Raw genomic sequence first — 18,726 nt, 5'->3', positions numbered from 1 at the left:
GGCAGCGGCCGGCTCAGAACCCGGCCGGCTCGGTGTACACCCCCCACTCGTCCCGCAGCACACCGCAGATCTCACCGAGGGTGGCCTCCGCCCGCACGGCCCGGAGCATCGGCTCGATCATGTTGGAACCGTCCCGCGCGGCGGCCAGCATCCCGTCCAGCGCGTCCCGTACGGCTGCCTCGTCGCGTGCTTCCTTCCGCGCGGCCAGCACCCGCACCTGCTCGCGTTCGACCTCGTGGCTGACCCGCAGGATCTCCAGGTCACCGGTGACCGACCCGGTGTGGGCGTTGACGCCGACGACCTTCTTGTCGCCCTTCTCCAGGGCCTGCTGGTAGCGGAACGCCGACTCGGCGATCTCCCCGGTGAACCAGCCGTCCTCGATGCCGCGCAGGATCCCGGACGTCATCGGCCCGATCGGGTGCCGCCCGTCGGGGTGCGCCCGCAGGCCGCGCTCCTTGATCTGCTCGAAGATCTTCTCGGCGTCGGCCTCGATCCGGTCGGTGAGCTGCTCGACGTACCACGAACCGCCCAGCGGGTCGGCCACGTTGGCGACGCCGGTCTCCTCCATCAGCACCTGCTGGGTGCGCAGCGCGATCTCCGCGGCCTGCTCGCTCGGCAGCGCCAGCGTCTCGTCGAGGGCGTTGGTGTGCAGGGAGTTGGTCCCGCCGAGCACCGCCGCCAGCGCCTCCACGGCCGTGCGCACCACGTTGTTGTACGGCTGCTGCGCGGTCAGCGAGACTCCGGCGGTCTGGGTGTGGAACCGCAGCCACTGCGCCTTCTCGCTCTTGGCCCCGTACACGTCCCGCATCCAGCGGGCCCAGATCCGGCGCGCCGCCCGGAACTTGGCGATCTCCTCGAAGAAGTCGACGTGGGCGTCGAAGAAGAAGGACAGGCCCGGCGCGAAGACGTCGACGTCCAGCCCGCGGCTGAGCCCGAGTTCGACGTATCCGAAGCCGTCGGCCAGCGTGTACGCGAGTTCCTGCGCGGCCGTCGCGCCGGCCTCGCGGATGTGGTAGCCGGAGACGGACAGGGGCTTGTAGGCGGGGATGCGCTCGGCGCAGTACTCCATCAGGTCGCCGATGAGCCGCAGATGGGGTTCGGGCTGGAACAGCCACTCCTTCTGCGCGATGTACTCCTTGAAGATGTCCGTCTGGAGGGTGCCGTTGAGCACGCCCGGGTCCACGCCCTGGCGTTCGGCGGCGACCAGGTACATGCAGAAGACGGGCACGGCCGGTCCGCTGATGGTCATCGAGGTGGTGACGTCGCCGAGCGGGATGTCCTTGAACAGGACGTCCATGTCGGCGGCCGAGTCGATCGCCACCCCGCAGTGCCCGACCTCGCCCAGCGAGCGGGGGTCGTCGGAGTCGCGGCCCATCAGCGTCGGCATGTCGAAGGCGACGGAGAGCCCGCCGCCGCCGGCGGCGAGGATCATCTTGTACCGCTCGTTGGTCTGCTCGGCGTTGCCGAACCCGGCGAACTGCCGGATGGTCCACGTGCGCCCTCGGTAGCCGGTCGGGTACAGGCCGCGGGTGAAGGGGTACTCCCCCGGCCAGCCGATCCGCTCGAAGCCCTCATAGGTGTCCCCCGGCCGGGGACCGTACACCGGCTCCACGGGGTCGCCGGAGAGCGTGGTGAAATCCGCGTCGCGCTTGCGCGCTGCGTCGTACCGGGCCTGCCAGCGTCGGCGGCCCTCCTCGATGGCGTCAGCGTCCATACCCTCGAATTTACTAGGACGTCCTAGTAAATGTCGATGGCTGACGGCCGTGCGGGTGTCCGCACGGCCGTCCGCTCAGGCCTGGGCGGCCGCCGGCTCGCCGTTCGCCACCTTGCCCTCCAGCTCGCGGCTGATCCTCCGCTCGACGAAGAACGCGGCGGTCGGGATGGTCCCGGCGAGCAGCACCCACGCCTGCTTGGCGATCGGCCACCTGGCCTTGGAGCCCAGGTCGAAGGCGAAGACCAGGTAGACCACGTACAGCCAGCCGTGGGCGATGCTGACGACCTTGGTGAAGTCCGCCGCGCCGTCGCTGTCGAGCGCGTACTTGCCGATCATGCCGAAGGTCAGCAGGACGAGCAGCACACCGGTGACGTAGGCCATGACGCGGTAGCGCGTCAGCACGCTCTTTTTCATGCGTACGAGCGTAACCACCCGTTCCGGGAGATCTTGTCCGGGGTCCCGGCGCCGTCACCCCTCGTCGAAGTCGTGCGCCGCCACGCGCAGGGGCCGCAGCATCGCGAAGATCTCCGCGCACTCCTCGGCGTCGTACACACCGAGACCGAAGTCCATGGCCATCAGGTCGCGGGTGGCGGCGTCGACCACCTCGCGGCCCTTCTCGGTGATGGAGGCGAGGGTGCCGCGGCCGTCGTTGGGGTTCGGCCGCTTGGCGACCAGACCGGACCTGACCAGCCGGTCCACGGTGTTGGTGACGGACGTCGGGTGGACCATCAGCCGCTCGCCGATCTTGGACATCGGCAGCTCGCCGGCCTTGGAGAAGGTGAGCAGCACCAGCGCCTCGTACCGCGCGAAGGTCAGCCCGTAGGGCTTGACGACCGCGTCCACCTCGGCGAGCAGGATCTGGTGGGCGCGCATGATCGAGGTGATCGCGGCCATGGACGGCACGTTCCCCCAGCGCTGCTTCCAGAGTTCGTCGGCGCGGGCGATGGGGTCGAAAGGGAGGCTGAGCGGCTTCGGCACGTCATCAGACCTTACCGGCCGGTCATATGCCGGTCAGCCCTGTCTCGTCTTTCGGTCGGCGAGGTCTTCCGCCCCTTCCTTTGAGCGGTCGCTCAAATCGATGCTACGGTCCCTTCAGAGGAATTGAGCAACCGCTCAAACCAGTGGCCCGGTGCACGCGCCGGGCACGGCTCAGCGCCCGCGCGGGCATCGACGGACCGGGGGATTCGCCATGGGGCTCTACATAGAGGCACGGATCAGAGCGGACCTCGACGAGCTGTGGTCCCGCACCCAGGAGCCCTCCCAGCACCAGCGCTGGGACCTGCGCTTCACCGAGATCGGCCCCCTCCCGCGCGCGGAGGGCGAGCCCCGGCACTTCCGCTACGCCACCCGCGTGCTGCCCTTCCTCACCCTCGCGGGCACCGGCGTCTGCGCGGGCGAGAAGGAGCGCCCCGACGGCACCCGCACCTCCGCGCTGCGCTTCTCCTCGCCGCACCCGCTCTCCCTGCTCGCGGAAGGCAGCGGCTACTGGCGCTACGTGCCCGACGGCGACGGCGTCCGCTTCCTCACCGGCTACGACTACCGCCCCCGCTGGGGCGCCTTCGGCGCGCTGGCCGACCGCCTCGTCCTGCGCCCGCTCATGGGCTGGGCGACGGCCTGGTCCTTCGACCGGCTCCGCCTGTGGCTGGAACACGGCATCACCCCGGAGCGCGCACGGGCGAACTGGCTCGCCGAACTGGCCGTCCGCGGCCTGCTGACCGCGTCGGCCGCCACGGGCCTGGTCCAGGGCTCCGCGCTGCGCCTGCTGGGCCCGTTCGCCGCGTCGACCGCGTTCCTCTGCCCCCTGCTCCTCGCGGTCGTCATCTGCCTGGCCCTCTTCAAGGCGCCCCTGGCCGGCACCCCGGCGGCCCGCCGCTGCCTGCGCACGCCGCCCACCCGCGCGTGTGCCCCCCGGCTGCTGCGCACCCTGGAGAACCCGCGATGAGCTCGATCTTCCGTACGGCGATGGGCCCGGACTTCGACCGCCTCCACCCGGAGCTCAAGCGCCGCTTCTCCGTCGGCCTGGCGAGCGGCGAGGCGTGCACGGGCCGGGGCGTGATGAGCCGGATCTGGCACGGCGGCGCCTTCGTCAAGCCGTTCCTCGCCCTGGGCGCCACCCGCAACATCCTCGTGCCGCGCACCGGCCGGGACGTGCCCTTCACCATCGAGAACGTGCCGTACACCGACACCTTCGGGCGGGAGACGGTGAGCTTCGTGCGCACCTTCCGGCTGCCCGGCCGCCCCCGCCGCTTCGACGCCCAGATGGTGCTCAGCCCCAAGGGCGACCGCGTCCTCGACTACCTCGGCACCCACCAGCACCTGGCGAGCGAGCTGCACCTGAGCGCCGAGCCCGACGGCTCGCTGCTGATCCGCTCCGGCGAGCACCGCTTCCGGGAGGGCCCGGTGGACGTCCGGGTGCCCGGGCCGATCGGGGCGACGGCGGAGGTGCGCGAGTCCTTCGACGACGCCACGGGCCGGTTCCGCATCCGGGTCCGGGTCGTCAGCGAGCGCTTCGGGCCGCTCTTCGGCTACGAGGGCGGCTTCACGGCCACGTACACCGACGTCCGGGCCCGCGGTGTGCGGCCCGGACTGCGCCCCGTCCGCGAGGAGTCCCGCGCATGAGCCCCGAGACCGCCAAGTCCCAGGAGACCAAGGGCAAGCTGCTGGAGGGCGCGCTGCGCACCCTCACCGAACAGGGCATCGCCGGGACCTCGGCGCGCACGGTCGCCGCGGCGGCCGGCGTCAACCAGGCGCTCGTCTTCTACCACTTCGGTTCCGTCGACGAGCTGCTCGCGGCGGCCTGCCGGTACGGCGCGGAACAGGCGGTGTCCCGCTACCGCGCCCGGCTCGCCGCGGTCACCTCCCTCTCCGAGCTGCTGGCGCTGGGCCGCGCCATCCACGAGGAGGAACGGGCCGGCGGTCATGTCGCCCTGCTCGGCCAGCTCCTCGCCGGCGCCCAGACGCACCCCGCGCTCGGCCCCGCCACGGCGGGCGGCCTGAAGCTGTGGATCGACGAGATCGAGCGGGTCCTCGACCGGGTCCTGGCGGACACGCCGTTCGGCGAGTTCACCGATCCGGCGGGACTGGCACGGGCGGTGGCGGCGTCCTTCGTGGGCGTCGAGCTGTACGAGGGCGTGGACGCGGCCGGTGCGGCGTCGGCGCTGGACGCGCTGGAGCAGCTCGGCGTCCTGGTGAGCGCGCTGGAGGAGCTGGGACCGGTGGCACAGCGGGCCGTGCGGCACCGTCTGCGCCGCACGGCCCGTCGCTGAGGCCGGGCTACCCGGCGGACAGGTGCCGTTCCACGGTCTCCACCTTGGAGGTGAGGCCGTCGGTCACGCCGGGCCGGATGTCCGCCTTGAGCACCAGGGACACCCGGGGCGCCCGCGCCTCCACGGCGGCCACGGCCCGCCGGACGACGTCCATGACCTCGTCCCACTCGCCCTCGACCGAGGTGAACATCGCGTCGGTACGGTTCGGCAGGCCGGATTCGCGGACCACCCGCACGGCGTCGGCGACGTACTCCCCCACGTCCTCGCCGACGCCGAGCGGCGTCACGGAGAAGGCGACGATCATGCGTTGACGATCCCCTCGTTGCGGGCGCGCGACGCGATCACCGCGTCCTCGGCCTCCCGCCTGAGCATGCGCTCGGCGAAGAAGCCGCCGGTGGGCAGGACCGACAGGACGAAGTAGAGGGCGGCGGTCCGCAGCGGCCACTTGGCCCGGTTCCAGGCGTCCGCCCAGAAGAGCACGTAGAGGACGAACAGCACGCCGTGCACCGCGCCCATCACGGGCACCGCGTTGAAGTCCGTGGTCCGCTTCAGCACCGAGCAGACGAGCAGGATCAGGAACGAGATGGCCTCGGGAGCCGAGACCAGACGGAGGCGGCGCAGGGCACTGGCGGTCTTGATGTCCACGGGTCACCTTCGGTGGGAGATTCACTGGCGGCGGATGCGCCAAGGACGGGTCGCTTTGTGAACGGATGCACAAACGTCGCTCCATTGTGGCAAACGGCCGCGCCGGGGGTGCGCTCAGGGTCCGTGCGGGGTGTGCCCGGGGTCCGTGCGGGGTGTGCCTCGGGGATCCGTCCGGGGTGTGTTCCGGGTCCGTTCGGGGTCCGGGGCCCTGTCGGCGGGCGCCCTCGGACGGCTAACGTCACGAACGTGGCGATGTTCCGACTTCAGGGCGGCAGGGTGCTCGCCGTCGACATGACCGGGGACGCCGTGCGCGCCAAGAACGGGTCGATGGTCGCGTACGACGGACAGATGGCCTTCAAGAAGCTGAGCGGCGGCGGTGAGGGGATCCGCGGGATGGTGACCCGGCGGATCACCGGTGAGCAGATGACGGTGATGGAGGTGAAGGGGCACGGGACCTGCTGGTTCGCCGACCGGGCGGCCGAGATCACCCTGGTGGGCCTGGCCGGCGACACGCTCTACGTGGAGTCGAGCAATCTGCTCGCCACCGACGGCGGGCTGCGCACCGGCACGAGCTTCACGGGGCTTCGCGGCGCCTCGCAGGGCAACGGCCTGTTCACCACGACCGTCGAGGGGCACGGGCAGGCCGCGATCACCTCGGACGGGCCCGCGGTGGTGCTGCGGGTCAGCCCGCGGTATCCGCTGAGCGTGGACCCGGGGGCGTACGTGGCGCACCAGGGGAACCTGCGGCAGACCTTCCAGTCCGGTGTGACCTTCCGCACCTTCACGGGGGAGGGCGGCGGGGAGGCCTTCCAGATCCGGTTCGAGGGGGACGGGCTGGTCTACGTCCAGCCCAGCGAGCGCAACACGATCGCGGGGGACGTGTGAGATGACCTTCCGGGAGATCAACGCGAAGATGGTCGAGGCGACCGTCGTCCCCGGCCAGCGGCTGTTCAGCCAGCGCGGCGCGATGCTCGCCTACCGGGGCGAGGTGTCCTTCACGCCGAACCTCGCCGGGGGCCGGGGCGGCGTCATGTCGATGATCGGCCGCCGGCTGGCCGACGAGGACACCCCGCTGATGACCGTCGAGGGCAGCGGCACCGTCCTCTTCGGGCACGGCGGCCACCACGTCCAGGTGATCGGCCTCGCCGGTGACACGCTCTACGTCGAGGCGGACCGGCTGCTGGCCTTCGAGGGGACCCTCCGGCAGGGCACCATGTTCATGGGCTCCCAGGGCGGGGTGATGGGCATGGTGCGCGGGCAGGTCAGCGGGCAGGGGCTGTTCACGACCACGCTCCAGGGGCACGGCGCCGTCGCCGTGATGGCGCACGGCGGCGTCCTGGAGATCCCGGTCACCCCCCAGCGCCCGGTGCACGTCGACCCGCAGGCCTATGTGGCCCACCACGGCGACGTCCGCAACCGGCTGTCGACGGCGCTGGGCTGGCGGGACATGGTGGGCCGGGGGTCCGGGGAGGCGTTCCAGCTGGAGCTGAGCGGGAACGGCACGGTCTACGTCCAGGCCTCGGAGGAGAAGCTGTGAGCACCGGTGCGACGCCCGGCGGACCGGCGGTGTTCGACCCCGCCACCCTCCCGGCCGACGACAACGTGAACCCGTACACCTTCTGCGTGGAGCTGACGGGAACCCAGTGGTTCCTGCAGAAGGGGAAGATGATCGCCTACTACGGCTCGATCGACTTCAACGGCGTGGGACACGGCCGGCTGGAGCGGCTGGTCCGCACGTCGTTCCACTCGCCGCTGCACGCGGCGGACTGGGTGGTGGCCGAGGGTTCGGGGAAGATGCTGCTCGCCGACCGGGCCTTCGACGTGAACTCGTTCGACCTGGAGGACGGCAACCTGACCGTTCGGGCAGGCAATCTGCTCGCTTTTCAGCCAAGCTTGTCCCTCAAGCAGTCGATCGTGCCCGGCTTTCTGACGCTCCTCGGAACCGGAAGGTTCGTCGCCGCATCTAACGGTCCGGTGGTGTTCATGGAACCCCCGATCCGGGTGGACCCGCAGGCGCTCGTCGGCTGGGCCGACTGCCCGTCACCGTGCCATCACTACGACCACGGGTACCTGACGGGTGTACTGGGCGGTCTACGTGCGATGACGGGCCTGGGCGGGGCCTCCGGGGAGGAGCACCAGTTCGAGTTCGTCGGGGCGGGCACGGTCCTGCTCCAGTCGACCGAGACCCTGATGCCCGAGCAGCACACGGGGGCCGTTCCGCACGAACCGGGAGTACCCGGGGGCGGGATGTCCGGCGGGCACGGGGCGCAGGCCGCGACACCGCGCCTTCCCGGACAGCTGGGGGACCTCCAGCGTCGCTTCGGGCTGTGAGCGGTAGTCTGCGGAGTGTGACATCGAACGCGTGCGCACTGTCACATCACCGAGACTAGTTCACAATTCAACTTCTTAGGTAGACTTCATTCATGGAGACCGAGACGGCCACGCGCTGGCTGACCGATACGGAGCAGTGTGCCTGGCGCACCCACCTGGAGGTCAACAGGCTGTTGACGTACCAGCTCGAAAAGGATCTTCAGCCGTTCGGACTGACGATGAACGACTACGAGATCCTGGTGAATCTCTCCGAGTCGGAGGACCTGCGGATGCGGATGAGCGACCTCGCCTCCGCCACCCTGCAGTCCAAGAGCCGCCTCTCGCACCAGATCACCCGCATGGAGAACGCCGGCCTGGTGCGCCGGGAGAACTGCGAGTCCGACCGCCGGGGACTGTTCGCCGTCCTCACCGACCACGGCATGGAGACCATGCGGAAGGTCGCCCCGCACCACGTGGCGTCCGTCCGCAGGCACTTCATCGACCTCCTCTCCCCCGAGGCCCTCACCGAGCTGGACAAGGCCCTCAAGCCCATCGCCGAGCACTTGCGGGGGCACCGGGGACGCCCCTGACCAGGCACTGTCAAAGGACTAGGCCAGTGGCAGGCGGAGCTCGAACAGGGCTCCGCCGCCCGGCGCCGCGCCGGCCGTGAGCGTGCCGCCGTGCCGGACCGCGACATCGCGGGCGATGGCCAGCCCCAGACCGGCGCCGCCCTCGTCGCGGCTGCGGGCGTCGTCCAGCCGGACGAACCGCTCGAAGATCCGCTCCCGGTCGGCCTCCGGGATCCCGTTCCCGTCGTCGGCGACCCGCACCACGGCCGCCCGGTCCCCGTCCCGGCGCACGGTCACGGTGACCGCCGAGCGCGCGTGCCGCTCGGCGTTGTCCAGCAGATTGGCGAGCACCCGCCCCAGCTGACCGCGTGATCCGGCCACTTCCGCACCGGCCGCCCGGGCGTCCACCGTCACCCGGGCCCGGCCCGCCGCCTCCTCCCTGGCCAGCGCCACCAGGTCGACCCTGCTGCTGCCGGCGGGCCGCTCCCCCGCGTCCAGCCGGGCGAGCAGCAGCAGATCGGCGGCCAGCCGCTGCAGCCTGACGGTGTCCTCCACCGCCCCGTCCAGGTCCAGCAGCCCGGGATGGGCCGCGGCCACCTCGAGCTGGGTGCGCAGCGACGCGATCGGGCTGCGCAGCTCGTGGGAGGCGTCGGCGACGAACCGGCGCTGGCGTTCCACCGAGGTCTCCAGCGCGGCCAGCGTCTCGTTGGTGGTGCGCGCCAGGCGGGCGACCTCGTCGTGGGTGCCGGGCTCCGGCACCCGCCGGGTGAGGTCGGCGGAGGCGGTGATCTCGGCCATCTCCCGGCGGATGTCCTCCACCGGGCGCAGCGCGCGCCGGGTGACCAGCCAGGTCACCGAGCCGACCACGGCGAGCAGCAACGGGAACCCGATCAGCATCGCGCCGGCCGCCGTGCGCACCGCGTCCTGCTGGGCCGCGAGCGACGCCCCGGCGTGGACCAGGACCGTCTCGTCGCGGCCGTCGGTGGCCCGCACCGAGGCGAAACGGTACGTGCCGTGCTCGCCCTCCACGGTGGCGGTGCCCCGCACGTGCCGGACGACGTCGCCGAGCTCGCCCGGCTCGGGGCTGGCCTCGTCGTCCTCGTCCGGCTCCGTCCCGGTGCCGGGGACCGGGGTGACACCGGGCGCGCCGGTGCCGCTGATCGCCTCCAGGCCCTCGCTGACCGCGAGCACCCGGCCGTCCTCGCCGACCACCTGCACCGGGTTGTCCTCCGCGTCGGGCAGGTCCAGCTCGGCGTACGGGGTGCCCGCAGCGATCCGGGCGGCGACCTGCCGGGCGACACCGTCCGCCTCCGCGTCCGCCCTGCCCTCCAGGTTGCCGCGCAGCGACAGCAGGACGGCCGCCCCCGCCGCGAGCAGGGCCACGGCGACCACGAGCGTGGCGCCCAGTGCGGCCCGCGCCCGCACGGACCCGAACAGGCGCCTCACCGCGGTGCCTCCAGCCGGTAGCCGGCCCCGCGCACCGTACGGATCAGCTCCGCGCCCAGCTTGCGGCGCAGGGCGCTGACGTACACCTCGACGATGTTCGGGTCGCCCTCGTAGGCGAAGTCCCAGACGTGTTCCAGGATCTCCGTCTTGGAGACCACCTGGCCCGGGCGCAGCGCGAGCTGCTCCAGCACCGCGAACTCCTTCGCCGTCAGCGCCACCTCCGTCCCCTGCCGCAGCACCCGCCGGGCCCCGGTGTCCAGCCGCAGCTCGCCCGCCTCGATCACCGGCGTCCCGCCGCCCGTGCCGCGGCGGCGCAGCAGCGCCCTGATCCGGGCGACCAGGACGACGTACGAGAAGGGCTTCGTCAGGTAGTCGTCCGCGCCGGTGTCCAGTCCCTCCGCCTCGTCGTACTCGCCGTCCTTCGCGGTGAGCATGAGGATCGGCACGTCGTTGCCGGCGGCGCGCAGCGCCGAGCAGACCCGGTAACCGTTCAGGCCGGGCAGCATGATGTCCAGCACGACCAGGTCGTACGGCGACTCGCTCGCCCGGTGCAGCCCCTCCAGGCCGTCGTGGACGACGTCCACGGCGTAACCCTCCGCGGTGAGGCCCCTGGCCAGGGACAGGGCGAGGCGTCTTTCGTCCTCGACGATCAGCAGGCGCATGCCCCCAGGGTGGCAAACCGGGCCTGAAGCGGTCTTCAGGTGGCTTCAGCGTGGCTTCAGGTGCGGCTCGGCAGGGTGGGTCCCGTCGAGAACCGAGCGAGCCGGCCTCCTGGAGGGTCCCATGAAGCGCAACATCGTCATCGCCGCCGTCACCGCGACCGCCCTGATCGGCGGCGGAGCAGCGGTCGCCTTCGCGGACGGTGGCGACGGCAAGAAGGGAGTCGTCGCGGACGGCTCCGCCGGCCGGGCGCCCACGAGCGAGGTGACCGCGGTACAGGCCATCGACGCCGCGCTCAAGGAGCGGCCGGGCACGGTGGTCTCCGTGGAACTGGACGACGAGCGTGACGCAACCGCCTGGGAGGTGGACGTCCTGGGCTCCGGCACCACCTCGTACACCGTCCGGGTGGACCCGGCGAGCGGCAAGGTCCTCGGCACCGGGACCGACCGGGACGAGGACGACGCCGCACAGGAGCGCCGTGTCCTCGAGGGCGCCGGCGTGGACGCCCGTGAGGCCGCGCGGGCCGCCGCCGCGAAGGGGGTCGTGACCTCCGTGGACCTGGACGACGACGAGCGCTCCGCGCGGTGGAGCGTGGAGACCGCCGGGTCCGAGCAGGAGTGGCAGGTCGGCCTGAAGACGGGGAAGGTCACGGCGGAGCGGGACGACTCGGGTTCCGGCGAGGACTCCGGCGAGGACGCCGACTCCGACTCCGACGAGGACTGAGCGGGGCAGGTCGTGCGGGGCGGGCCTCGTCCTCGGGTGTGCGTCGCGGGGGCCGCTCGCGCGGCTCCCCGCACCCCTGCCGGCTCCGGCCCGTCCGACGGACGCGGCGGAGCCGGGTTCCGGGGCACGGGCCACCGATCGCCCGGCCACCAGCGGCCCGCGACTCGCCGTCCGCGGCCCACGATCGGCCACCTGCGGCCCGCGCCCGGCGGCGCGGTGCGAGCTAGCCTGGCGTCGGCCGCCTCACGCCGTCGTGAGGCCCGCCACCAGTTCGTCCGCCGCGCGATACGGATCCAGCTCGCCCGCGATGATCCGTTCCGCGAGTGCGCTGAGCCTGCGGTCGCCGTGGAGGTCCCCGATGCGTTCGCGCAGCGCGGTGACCGCGATGGTCTCCACCTCGCGGGCGGCGCGGGCGAGCCGGCGCGCGGCGAGGACGCCGCGCTCCTCCATCCACGCCCGGTGCTTCTCCAGCGCCTCGACGACCTCGTCGACGCCCTCGGCGCGCGCGGCGACCGTCTTGACGATCGGGGGCCGCCAGTCGCCGGGGCCGCGGGACTCGCCGAGGCCCAGCATGTGGTTCAGCTCGCGGGCGGTGGCGTCGGCGCCGTCCCGGTCGGCCTTGTTGACCACGTAGACGTCGCCGATCTCCAGGATCCCGGCCTTGGCCGCCTGGATGCCGTCGCCCATGCCGGGGGCCAGGAGGACGACGGAGGTGTCGGCCTGGGAGGCGATCTCGACCTCCGACTGGCCCACGCCGACCGTCTCGACGAGGATCACGTCGCAGCCCGCGGCGTCCAGGACGCGGATCGCCTGGGGAGCCGCCCAGGCGAGGCCGCCGAGGTGGCCGCGCGTGGCCATGGAGCGGATGTAGACGCCGGGGTCGGAGGCGTGCTCCGACATGCGGACCCGGTCACCGAGGAGGGCGCCGCCGGAGAAGGGCGACGACGGGTCCACGGCGAGCACGCCGACCCGCCTGCCCTGCTTGCGGTACGCGGTGACCAGCGCCGACGTGGACGTCGACTTGCCGACGCCGGGCGAGCCGGTCAGGCCGACGACGTACGCGTTGCCGGTCAGCGGGGCGAGCGCGGCCATGACCTCCCTGAGCTGCGGGGACGCCCCCTCCACCAGGGAGATCAGCCGGGCCACGGCCCGCGGCCGGCCTTCCCTGGCCTGGGCGACCAGCGAGGAGACGTCCTGCATCACAGCTCCGTTCACTAGAGATCCGTCGTCCGCTGCCGGGGAGTCAGGCCCTGGGGGCCCGCACGATCAGGGCGTCGCCCTGGCCGCCGCCGCCGCACAGGGCGGCCGCGCCGACTCCGCCGCCGCGCCGCTTCAGTTCCAGGGCGAGGTGCAGCACGAGACGGGCGCCGGACATGCCGATCGGGTGCCCCAGCGCGATGGCACCACCGTTGACGTTCACCTTTTCGGGCGAAACGCCGAGGTCCTTCATTGACTGCACGGCAACCGCGGCGAAGGCCTCGTTGATCTCGATCAGGTCGAGGTCGGAGACCTCCAGCCCCTCCTTCTTCAGGGCGTGCGCGATCGCGTTCGACGGCTGCGACTGCAAAGAGTTGTCCGGGCCCGCCACGTTGCCGTGGGCGCCGATCTCGGCGATCCAGTCCAGGCCCAGCTCCTGCGCCTTGGCCTTGCTCATCACCACGACCGCGGCGGCGCCGTCGGAGATCTGCGAGGAGGAGCCGGCGGTGATCGTGCCGTCCTTGGCGAACGCCGGGCGCAGCTTGCCCAGGGACTCCACGGTGGTGTCGCCGCGAATGCCCTCGTCCTTGCTGAACAGGACCGGGTCGCCCTTGCGCTGCGGGATCTCGACCGGGGTGATCTCGGCCTCGAAGATGCCGTTCTTCTGGGCGGCGGCGGCCCGCTGGTGGGACAGGGCGGCGATCTCGTCCTGCGCCGCGCGGCTGATGCCCAGGCGGGCGTTGTGCTTCTCCGTGGACTCGCCCATGGCGATGTTCTCGAACGCGTCGGTCAGGCCGTCGTGCGCCATGGCGTCGAGCATCTGGACCGCGCCGTACTTGAAGCCCTCGCGGGACTTCGGCAGCAGGTGCGGGGCGTTGGTCATGGACTCCTGGCCGCCGGCGACCACGACGTCGAACTCGCCCGCGCGGATGAGCTGGTCGGCCAGCGCGATGGCGTCGAGGCCGGAGAGGCACACCTTGTTGACGGTGAGCGCCGGCACGTTCATGGGGATGCCCGCCTTGACGGCGGCCTGGCGGGCCGGGATCTGCCCCGCGCCGGCCTGGAGCACCTGGCCCATGATCACGTACTGCACCTGGTCGCCGCCGATCCCCGCACGGTCGAGGGCGGCCTTGATCGCGAAGCCGCCGAGGTCGGCTCCGGAGAAGGACTTCAGCGAGCCGAGCAGCCGCCCCATCGGGGTGCGGGCGCCCGCGACGATGACGGACGTCGTGCCGTTCGTTGCAGAAGACATGAGCTGCGATCCCCTTACCGGCTGCACAGCCGAGGAGTGAACGAGGGTTTACTCGAATGTACTGAGCGGTATCCCGCCCGTCATCGGGCTGTCGGTGTGATCGCGCGCACGTTGCGTAACCACCTCCGGAGCGCTGCACTGAATCCATGCTGACGCGAATCGACCACATCGGGATCGCCTGTTTCGACCTCGACAAGACCGTCGAGTTCTACCGTGCCACCTACGGCTTCGAGGTGTTCCACTCCGAGGTCAACGAGGAGCAGGGCGTGCGCGAGGCCATGCTCAAGATCAACGATACGTCCGACGGCGGCGCTTCGTACCTCCAGCTCCTGGAGCCGACCCGCGAGGACTCCACCGTCGCCAAGTGGCTCGCCAAGAACGGCGAGGGCGTCCACCACATCGCCTTCGGCACCGCGGACGTCGACGGCGACGCCGCCGCCGTCAGGGACAAGGGCGTCCGGGTGCTCTACGACGAGCCCCGGCGCGGCTCCATGGGCTCCCGGATCACCTTCCTGCACCCCAAGGACTGCCATGGAGTTCTGACGGAACTGGTCACTTCGGCGCCTGTTGAGTCACCTGAGCACTGACCCTCGTACATAGGGGCCGGTAGGGTTGGGGTCGGTCGCCCCGCTTCCACCGGGGCGACCCGTGCCGGGGTCCGGGTTTCGGGGGACGAGCGTCGGGGCAGCAGCCCATGCTCCGTCGTTGATCTGACACCATTCCCCGGGGGCCCCGTTCGGCGGATGGACGGAGCTCGTTTGGAGAGACTTGCGACCAGGGGACGGATGGGACCGCGCAGTGCGGGGCTACGAGAGCCAGGAGCGAGAGCCGGCGGCTGACGTCGACCACCTCTCTCGGTTCGAGGCCGAGATGAAGCGGCTGAGGACCGAGCGGGAAAAGGCCATCCAGCACGCCGAGGACCTCGGCTACCAGGTCGAGGTGCTGCGGGCCAAGCTGCACGAGGCGCGCCGTACCCTCATGACCCGGCCCGCCTACGACAGCGCCGACATCGGCTACCAGGCCGAACAGTTGCTGCGCAACGCGCAGATGCAGGCCGACCAGATCCGCGCCGACGCCGAGCGCGAACTGAGCCAGGCCCGGGCGCAGACCCAGCGCATCCTCCAGGAGCACGCCGAGCAGGCCGCACGGCTCCAGGCCGAGCTGCACCAGGAGGCCGTGACCCGGCGCCAGCAGCTCGACCAGGAGCTGGCCGAGCGCCGGCAGACCGTCGAGTCGCACGTCAACGAGAACGTGGCGTGGGCCGAGCAACTGCGCGCCCGCACCGAGCAGCAGGCCCGCCGTCTCCTGGAGGAGTCCCGCGCGGAGGCCGAACAGGCGATGGCCGCCGCCCGCGCGGAGGCCGAACGGCTCACCGCCGAGGCCCGCCAGCGGCTCCGGAGCGAGGCCGAGGCGGCCCGCGCCGAGGCCGAACAGCTGCTGCGCCGCGCCCGCGCGGACGCCGAACGGCTGCTCGACGCCGCGTCCACGCAGGCCCAGGAGGCCACCGACCACGCCGAGCAGCTGCGCACCAGCAGCGCCACCGAGTCGGAGGCGGCGCGCCGTCAGGCGGCCGAGCTCAGCCGGGCCGCCGAACAGCGGATGGCGGAGGCCGAGGAGGCGCTGCGCAAGGCGCAGTCCGAGGCGGAGAAGCTGGTCACCGAGGCCAAGGAGGCCGCGGCCAAGACGCTCTCCAGCGCCGAGGCCGCCAACGAGACCCGCACGCGCACGGCGAAGGAGCAGGTCGCCCGGCTGGTCAGCGAGGCCACCAAGGAGGCCGAGACCACCAAGGCCGAGGCCGAGCAGCTGGTCGCGGACGCCCGCGCGGAGGCCGAGAAGATCGTCGCGGAGGCCGTCGAGAAGGCCCGCACGGTCACCGCCGAGGAGACCGCCACCCAGCTGTCGAAGGCGGCGAAGACCGCCGAGGACGTGCTCACCAAGGCCTCCGAGGACGCCAAGCGGACCACCAGGGCCGCCGCCGAGGAGGCCGAGCGGATCCGCAAGGAGGCCGAGGCCGAGGCGGACCGGCTGCGCGCCGAGGCGCACGACATCGCCGAGCAGCTCAAGGGCGCGGCGAAGGACGACACCAAGGAGTACCGCGCCAAGACGGTCGAGCTGCAGGAGGAGGCCCGCCGGCTGCGCGGCGAGGCCGAGCAGCTGCGCGCCGACGCGGTCGAGGAGGGCGAGAAGATCCGCGCCGGGGCCCGCAAGGAGGCCGTGGCGAAGATCGAGGAGGCCGCCAGGTCCGCCGAGGAGCTGCTGGCCAAGGCGAAGGCGGACGCGGACGAGCTGCGCCGCACCGCCACCGCGGACAGCGAGAAGGTCCGCACCGAGGCCATCGAGCGCGCCACGGCGCTGCGCCGGCAGGCCGAGGAGACCCTGGAGCGCACCCGCGCGGAGACCGAGCGCCACCGTGAGGAGGCCGTCGAGCAGGCCGAGGGCATCAGGGCGGAGGCCGAGCGCGCCGCGCGCGAGCTGCGCGAGGAGACCGAGCGCGCGGTCGCGGCCCGGCAGACGGAGGCCGCCGAGGAGCTGGCCCGCCTGCACGCCGAGGCGGAAGCGCGGCTGGCCGCCGCCGAGCAGGCGCTGACGGAGGCCCGTGAGGAGGCCGCCCGGATGCGCCGGGAGGCCACCGAGGAGACCGACCGGCTGCGCGCCGAGTCGGCCGAGCGGATCCGTACGCTCCGGCAGCAGGCCGAGACGGAGGCCGAGCGGCTGCGCGACGAGGCCGCCGCCGACGCGTCCGCGTCCCGCGCGGAGGGCGAGGCCGTCGCCGTGCGGCTGCGGTCGGAGGCCGCCGCCGAGGCGGAGCGGCTGAAGACGGAGGCGCAGGAGAGCGCGGACCGGATGCGGGCCGAGGCGCAGGCCGCGGCCGAGCGGCTGGCCGCGGAGGCGTCGGAGACGCTGGCCGCCGCGCAGGAGGAGGCAGCCCGCCGCCGCCGCGAGGCGGAGGAGACGCTGGGCGCGGCCCGGCAGGAGGCCGACCAGGAGCGCGAGCGGGCCCGGGAGCAGAGCGAGGAGCTGCTGGCCTCGGCGCGCAAGCGCGTGGAGGAGGCCCAGGCCGAGGCCGTGCGTCTGGTCGAGGAGGCGGACCGGCGCGCCACCGAGATGGTGTCGGCCGCCGAGCAGCGCGCCCAGCAGGTGCGGGACTCGGTGGCGGGGCTGCACGAGCAGGCGCAGGAGGAGATCGCCGGGCTGCGGTCGGCGGCCGAGCACGCGGCGGACCGTACTCGCCGGGAGGCCGAGGAGGAGGCGGACCGGGTCCGTTCCGACGCCTATGCCGAACGGGAGCGGGCCGGTGAGGACGCCGCGCGGATGCGGCACGAGGCCGCCGAGGAGGCGGAGGCCGCCAAGGCGCTCGCGGAGCGCACCATGGCGGAGGCGATGGCCGAGTCGGAGCGGCTGCGCTCGGACGCCTCCGAGTACGCCCAGCGGCTGCGCACGGAGGCGTCGGACAACCTCGCGGAGGCCGACCAGGCCGCGGCGCGCACCCGCGCGGACGCCCGGGAGGACGCCAACCGGATCCGTTCGGACGCGGCGGCGCAGGCCGACACCCTCATCACCGAGGCGCGCTCCGAGGCGGAGCGGCTGACCACGGAGACGGCCGCGGAGGCCGAGCGGGTGCGCACCGAGGCGCTGGCCGAGGCCGAGCGGCTCACCACGGAGACCGCGGCGGAGGCCGAGCGGGTGCGCACCGAGGCGCTGGCCGAGGCCGAGCGCGTCACCGCCGAGGCGCTGGCCGAGGCCGAGCGCGTCACCGCCGACGCGTCCGCCCGGGCCGAGCAGCTCGTCGCGGACGCCACCGGCGAGGCGGAGCGGCTGCGGGCCGAGGCCGCGGAGACGGTCGGGTCGGCGCAGGCGCACGCGGAGCGCGTCCGGGCGGAGTCGGAGCGGGTCACGTCGGAGGCGGCCGAGGAGGCCGAGCGGCTGACCACGGCGGCGCGCGAGGAGGCCGAGCGGACCCTGGACGAGGCCCGCAAGGAGGCCAACAAGCGGCGTTCGGAGGCCGCCGAGCAGGTCGACAAGCTCATCTCGGAGACCGCGGCGGAGGCCGACAAGCTGCTCGCCGAGGCGCAGGCGCAGGCCCTGAAGACCACCGCGGACGCCGAGTCGCAGGCCGACACCATGGTGGGCGCGGCCCGCAAGGAGGCCGAGCGGATCGTCTCCGAGGCGACGATCGAGGGCAACTCGCGGGTGGAGAAGGCCCGTACGGACGCGGACGAGCTGCTGGTCGGCGCGCGCCGGGACGCCACGGCGATCAGGGAGCGCGCGGAGGAGCTGCGCGACCGCATCACCACCGAGATCGAGGAACTGCACGAGCGGGCCCGCCGTGAGGCCGCCGAGACGATGAAGTCGACCGGCGACCGCTGCGACGCGCTGATCAAGGCCGCCGAGGAGCAGCTGGCCAAGGCCGAGGCGAAGGCGAAGGAGCTGGTGTCGGAGGCGAACTCCGAGGCCGGCAAGGTGCGCATCGCCGCGGTGAAGAAGGCCGAGGGGCTTCTCAAGGAGGCCGAGCAGAAGAAGGCCAAGCTGGTCAAGGAGGCCGAGGAGCTGAAGGCCGAGGCGGTCCGGGAGGCCGAGCGCACGGTCGCGGAGGGCAAGCGCGAGCTGGAGGTCCTGATGCGCCGCCGCGAGGACATCAACGCGGAGATCTCCCGGGTCCAGGACGTGCTGGAGGCGCTGGAGTCCTTCGAGGCGCCGGCGGCCGGCAAGGACGGCGGGGTCAGGGCCGGTGCGACGGTGGGCGCGCCCCGTTCGGGTGGCAAGTCGTCGGACGGGTAGTCAGGAGGCGGTGCGTGGGTGTTTCCTGGGGTCTTTGGCCATCTCGCCGACGGCGCCTTTGGCCAACCCTTTGACGTCGTGTTTGGCAAGCAGTCCGACGGTCAGCCACTCAAAAGGGGTGTCATTCTCCAGATCAAACACGCATCCGCTCGATGACTCACCGTT

General features: G+C 72.6%; 20 protein-coding genes. 10 read left to right on the top strand and 10 right to left on the bottom strand.

Going from position 1 to position 18,726, the window contains the following annotated elements; all coding sequences use genetic code 11:
- Nucleotides 1-13 precede the first annotated feature (13 nt).
- From SGLAU_RS22975 to SGLAU_RS22965, 3 genes are all read right to left on the bottom strand, one after another.
- The gene (locus tag SGLAU_RS22975; protein ID WP_043504207.1) at nt 14-1,714 is read right to left on the bottom strand and encodes a methylmalonyl-CoA mutase; all 1,701 of its coding nucleotides are present in this window, start codon (nt 1,712-1,714) and stop codon (nt 14-16) included.
- Nucleotides 1,715-1,789: 75 nt separating this feature from the next.
- Nucleotides 1,790-2,128 carry a DUF3817 domain-containing protein gene (locus SGLAU_RS22970; protein WP_043504206.1) on the bottom strand — a complete coding sequence of 113 codons (339 nt, stop codon included), beginning with the start codon at nt 2,126-2,128 and terminating at the stop codon, nt 1,790-1,792.
- A 54-nt stretch (nt 2,129-2,182) separates the two neighbouring features.
- Entirely contained in the window at nt 2,183-2,692 is a 510-nt protein-coding gene (locus tag SGLAU_RS22965) for a MarR family winged helix-turn-helix transcriptional regulator (protein ID WP_043504205.1), read from the bottom strand.
- Between the two features lie 211 nt (nt 2,693-2,903).
- On the opposite strand from SGLAU_RS22965, the gene SGLAU_RS22960 reads away from it, so the two are divergent.
- Genes SGLAU_RS22960 through SGLAU_RS22950 form a run of 3 tightly spaced genes read left to right on the top strand, consistent with a single transcriptional unit; the run spans nt 2,904 to nt 4,980 of the window.
- Nucleotides 2,904-3,656 (top strand): hypothetical protein, encoded by a 753-nt coding sequence (locus SGLAU_RS22960; protein WP_043504203.1) that lies wholly within the window; start codon nt 2,904-2,906, stop codon nt 3,654-3,656.
- A complete protein-coding gene (locus SGLAU_RS22955; protein WP_043504202.1) occupies nt 3,653-4,333 on the top strand; it encodes a DUF4166 domain-containing protein in 681 nt (226 codons plus the stop codon). The genes SGLAU_RS22960 and SGLAU_RS22955 overlap by 4 nt, the downstream gene beginning before the upstream one ends.
- Nucleotides 4,330-4,980 carry a TetR/AcrR family transcriptional regulator gene (locus SGLAU_RS22950; RefSeq protein WP_043504200.1) on the top strand — a complete coding sequence of 217 codons (651 nt, stop codon included), beginning with the start codon at nt 4,330-4,332 and terminating at the stop codon, nt 4,978-4,980. Before SGLAU_RS22955 ends, SGLAU_RS22950 begins: the two co-directional genes overlap by 4 nt.
- Nucleotides 4,981-4,987: 7 nt before the next feature.
- On the opposite strand, the gene SGLAU_RS22945 is transcribed toward SGLAU_RS22950, so the two are convergent.
- Complete coding sequence (locus tag SGLAU_RS22945) at nt 4,988-5,284, bottom strand: MTH1187 family thiamine-binding protein (RefSeq protein ID WP_043504199.1); 297 nt, start codon at nt 5,282-5,284, stop codon at nt 4,988-4,990.
- Nucleotides 5,281-5,625, bottom strand: a complete 345-nt coding sequence (locus SGLAU_RS22940; RefSeq protein WP_043504198.1) for a DUF3817 domain-containing protein — start codon at nt 5,623-5,625, stop codon at nt 5,281-5,283. Before SGLAU_RS22940 ends, SGLAU_RS22945 begins: the two co-directional genes overlap by 4 nt.
- Before the next feature lie 252 nt (nt 5,626-5,877).
- On the opposite strand from SGLAU_RS22940, the gene SGLAU_RS22935 reads away from it, so the two are divergent.
- From SGLAU_RS22935 to SGLAU_RS22920, 4 genes are all read left to right on the top strand, one after another.
- Complete coding sequence (locus tag SGLAU_RS22935; RefSeq protein WP_043504197.1) at nt 5,878-6,510, top strand: AIM24 family protein; 633 nt, start codon at nt 5,878-5,880, stop codon at nt 6,508-6,510.
- 1 nt (nt 6,511) lies between these two features.
- Entirely contained in the window at nt 6,512-7,162 is a 651-nt protein-coding gene (locus tag SGLAU_RS22930; protein WP_043504195.1) for an AIM24 family protein, read from the top strand.
- The gene (locus tag SGLAU_RS22925; protein WP_043504194.1) at nt 7,159-7,956 is read left to right on the top strand and encodes an AIM24 family protein; all 798 of its coding nucleotides are present in this window, start codon (nt 7,159-7,161) and stop codon (nt 7,954-7,956) included. The genes SGLAU_RS22930 and SGLAU_RS22925 overlap by 4 nt, the downstream gene beginning before the upstream one ends.
- Nucleotides 7,957-8,048: 92 nt before the next feature.
- Nucleotides 8,049-8,525: a MarR family winged helix-turn-helix transcriptional regulator gene (locus tag SGLAU_RS22920; RefSeq protein WP_043504193.1), complete on the top strand. Its 477-nt coding sequence runs from the start codon at nt 8,049-8,051 to the stop codon at nt 8,523-8,525.
- 18 nt (nt 8,526-8,543) lie between these two features.
- On the opposite strand, the gene SGLAU_RS22915 is transcribed toward SGLAU_RS22920, so the two are convergent.
- Nucleotides 8,544-9,950 carry a sensor histidine kinase gene (locus tag SGLAU_RS22915; protein ID WP_043504192.1) on the bottom strand — a complete coding sequence of 469 codons (1,407 nt, stop codon included), beginning with the start codon at nt 9,948-9,950 and terminating at the stop codon, nt 8,544-8,546.
- The gene (locus SGLAU_RS22910; protein ID WP_043504191.1) at nt 9,947-10,612 is read right to left on the bottom strand and encodes a response regulator transcription factor; all 666 of its coding nucleotides are present in this window, start codon (nt 10,610-10,612) and stop codon (nt 9,947-9,949) included. The genes SGLAU_RS22915 and SGLAU_RS22910 overlap by 4 nt, the downstream gene beginning before the upstream one ends.
- A gap of 121 nt (nt 10,613-10,733) precedes the next feature.
- On the opposite strand from SGLAU_RS22910, the gene SGLAU_RS22905 reads away from it, so the two are divergent.
- Entirely contained in the window at nt 10,734-11,333 is a 600-nt protein-coding gene (locus SGLAU_RS22905; RefSeq protein ID WP_043504190.1) for a PepSY domain-containing protein, read from the top strand.
- Nucleotides 11,334-11,576: 243 nt separating this feature from the next.
- Here the strand turns inward: SGLAU_RS22905 and meaB are convergent, their stop codons facing one another.
- Both meaB and SGLAU_RS22895 read right to left on the bottom strand, forming a co-directional pair.
- The gene (meaB, locus tag SGLAU_RS22900) at nt 11,577-12,533 is read right to left on the bottom strand and encodes a methylmalonyl Co-A mutase-associated GTPase MeaB (RefSeq protein WP_043504189.1); all 957 of its coding nucleotides are present in this window, start codon (nt 12,531-12,533) and stop codon (nt 11,577-11,579) included.
- Nucleotides 12,534-12,576: 43 nt separating this feature from the next.
- The gene (locus SGLAU_RS22895; protein WP_078957845.1) at nt 12,577-13,782 is read right to left on the bottom strand and encodes an acetyl-CoA C-acetyltransferase; all 1,206 of its coding nucleotides are present in this window, start codon (nt 13,780-13,782) and stop codon (nt 12,577-12,579) included.
- Nucleotides 13,783-13,928: 146 nt separating this feature from the next.
- On the opposite strand from SGLAU_RS22895, the gene mce reads away from it, so the two are divergent.
- On the top strand, nt 13,929-14,369 hold the full coding sequence (gene mce, locus SGLAU_RS22890) for a methylmalonyl-CoA epimerase (RefSeq protein WP_043504186.1): 441 nt from the start codon (nt 13,929-13,931) through the stop codon (nt 14,367-14,369).
- 211 nt (nt 14,370-14,580) lie between these two features.
- Nucleotides 14,581-18,561 carry a polarized growth protein Scy gene (gene scy, locus SGLAU_RS22885; RefSeq protein ID WP_043504185.1) on the top strand — a complete coding sequence of 1,327 codons (3,981 nt, stop codon included), beginning with the start codon at nt 14,581-14,583 and terminating at the stop codon, nt 18,559-18,561.
- Here the strand turns inward: scy and SGLAU_RS35310 are convergent, their stop codons facing one another.
- Nucleotides 18,562-18,702, bottom strand: a complete 141-nt coding sequence (locus SGLAU_RS35310; protein WP_159072797.1) for a hypothetical protein — start codon at nt 18,700-18,702, stop codon at nt 18,562-18,564. It lies immediately after the preceding gene.
- Nucleotides 18,703-18,726: the final 24 nt, after the last annotated feature.

Origin of the sequence: Streptomyces glaucescens (genome assembly GCF_000761215.1) — a bacterium.
Lineage (GTDB): Bacteria > Actinomycetota > Actinomycetes > Streptomycetales > Streptomycetaceae > Streptomyces > Streptomyces glaucescens_B.
This window is presented reverse-complemented; position numbering and strand designations above follow the sequence as displayed.

Excerpts from the sequence above, each read along its gene's own strand:
- SGLAU_RS22975 (WP_043504207.1), bottom strand. The coding sequence starts at position 1,714 with ATGGACGCTGACGCCATCGAGGAGGGCCGCCGACGCTGGCAGGCCCGG.
- SGLAU_RS22970 (WP_043504206.1), bottom strand. The coding sequence starts at position 2,128 with ATGAAAAAGAGCGTGCTGACGCGCTACCGCGTCATGGCCTACGTCACC.
- SGLAU_RS22960 (WP_043504203.1), top strand. The coding sequence starts at position 2,904 with ATGGGGCTCTACATAGAGGCACGGATCAGAGCGGACCTCGACGAGCTG.
- SGLAU_RS22955 (WP_043504202.1), top strand. The coding sequence starts at position 3,653 with ATGAGCTCGATCTTCCGTACGGCGATGGGCCCGGACTTCGACCGCCTC.
- SGLAU_RS22950 (WP_043504200.1), top strand. The coding sequence starts at position 4,330 with ATGAGCCCCGAGACCGCCAAGTCCCAGGAGACCAAGGGCAAGCTGCTG.
- SGLAU_RS22945 (WP_043504199.1), bottom strand. The coding sequence starts at position 5,284 with ATGATCGTCGCCTTCTCCGTGACGCCGCTCGGCGTCGGCGAGGACGTG.
- SGLAU_RS22935 (WP_043504197.1), top strand. The coding sequence starts at position 5,878 with ATGTTCCGACTTCAGGGCGGCAGGGTGCTCGCCGTCGACATGACCGGG.
- SGLAU_RS22930 (WP_043504195.1), top strand. The coding sequence starts at position 6,512 with ATGACCTTCCGGGAGATCAACGCGAAGATGGTCGAGGCGACCGTCGTC.
- SGLAU_RS22920 (WP_043504193.1), top strand. The coding sequence starts at position 8,049 with ATGGAGACCGAGACGGCCACGCGCTGGCTGACCGATACGGAGCAGTGT.
- SGLAU_RS22910 (WP_043504191.1), bottom strand. The coding sequence starts at position 10,612 with ATGCGCCTGCTGATCGTCGAGGACGAAAGACGCCTCGCCCTGTCCCTG.
- SGLAU_RS22905 (WP_043504190.1), top strand. The coding sequence starts at position 10,734 with ATGAAGCGCAACATCGTCATCGCCGCCGTCACCGCGACCGCCCTGATC.
- meaB (WP_043504189.1), bottom strand. The coding sequence starts at position 12,533 with ATGCAGGACGTCTCCTCGCTGGTCGCCCAGGCCAGGGAAGGCCGGCCG.
- SGLAU_RS22895 (WP_078957845.1), bottom strand. The coding sequence starts at position 13,782 with ATGTCTTCTGCAACGAACGGCACGACGTCCGTCATCGTCGCGGGCGCC.
- mce (WP_043504186.1), top strand. The coding sequence starts at position 13,929 with ATGCTGACGCGAATCGACCACATCGGGATCGCCTGTTTCGACCTCGAC.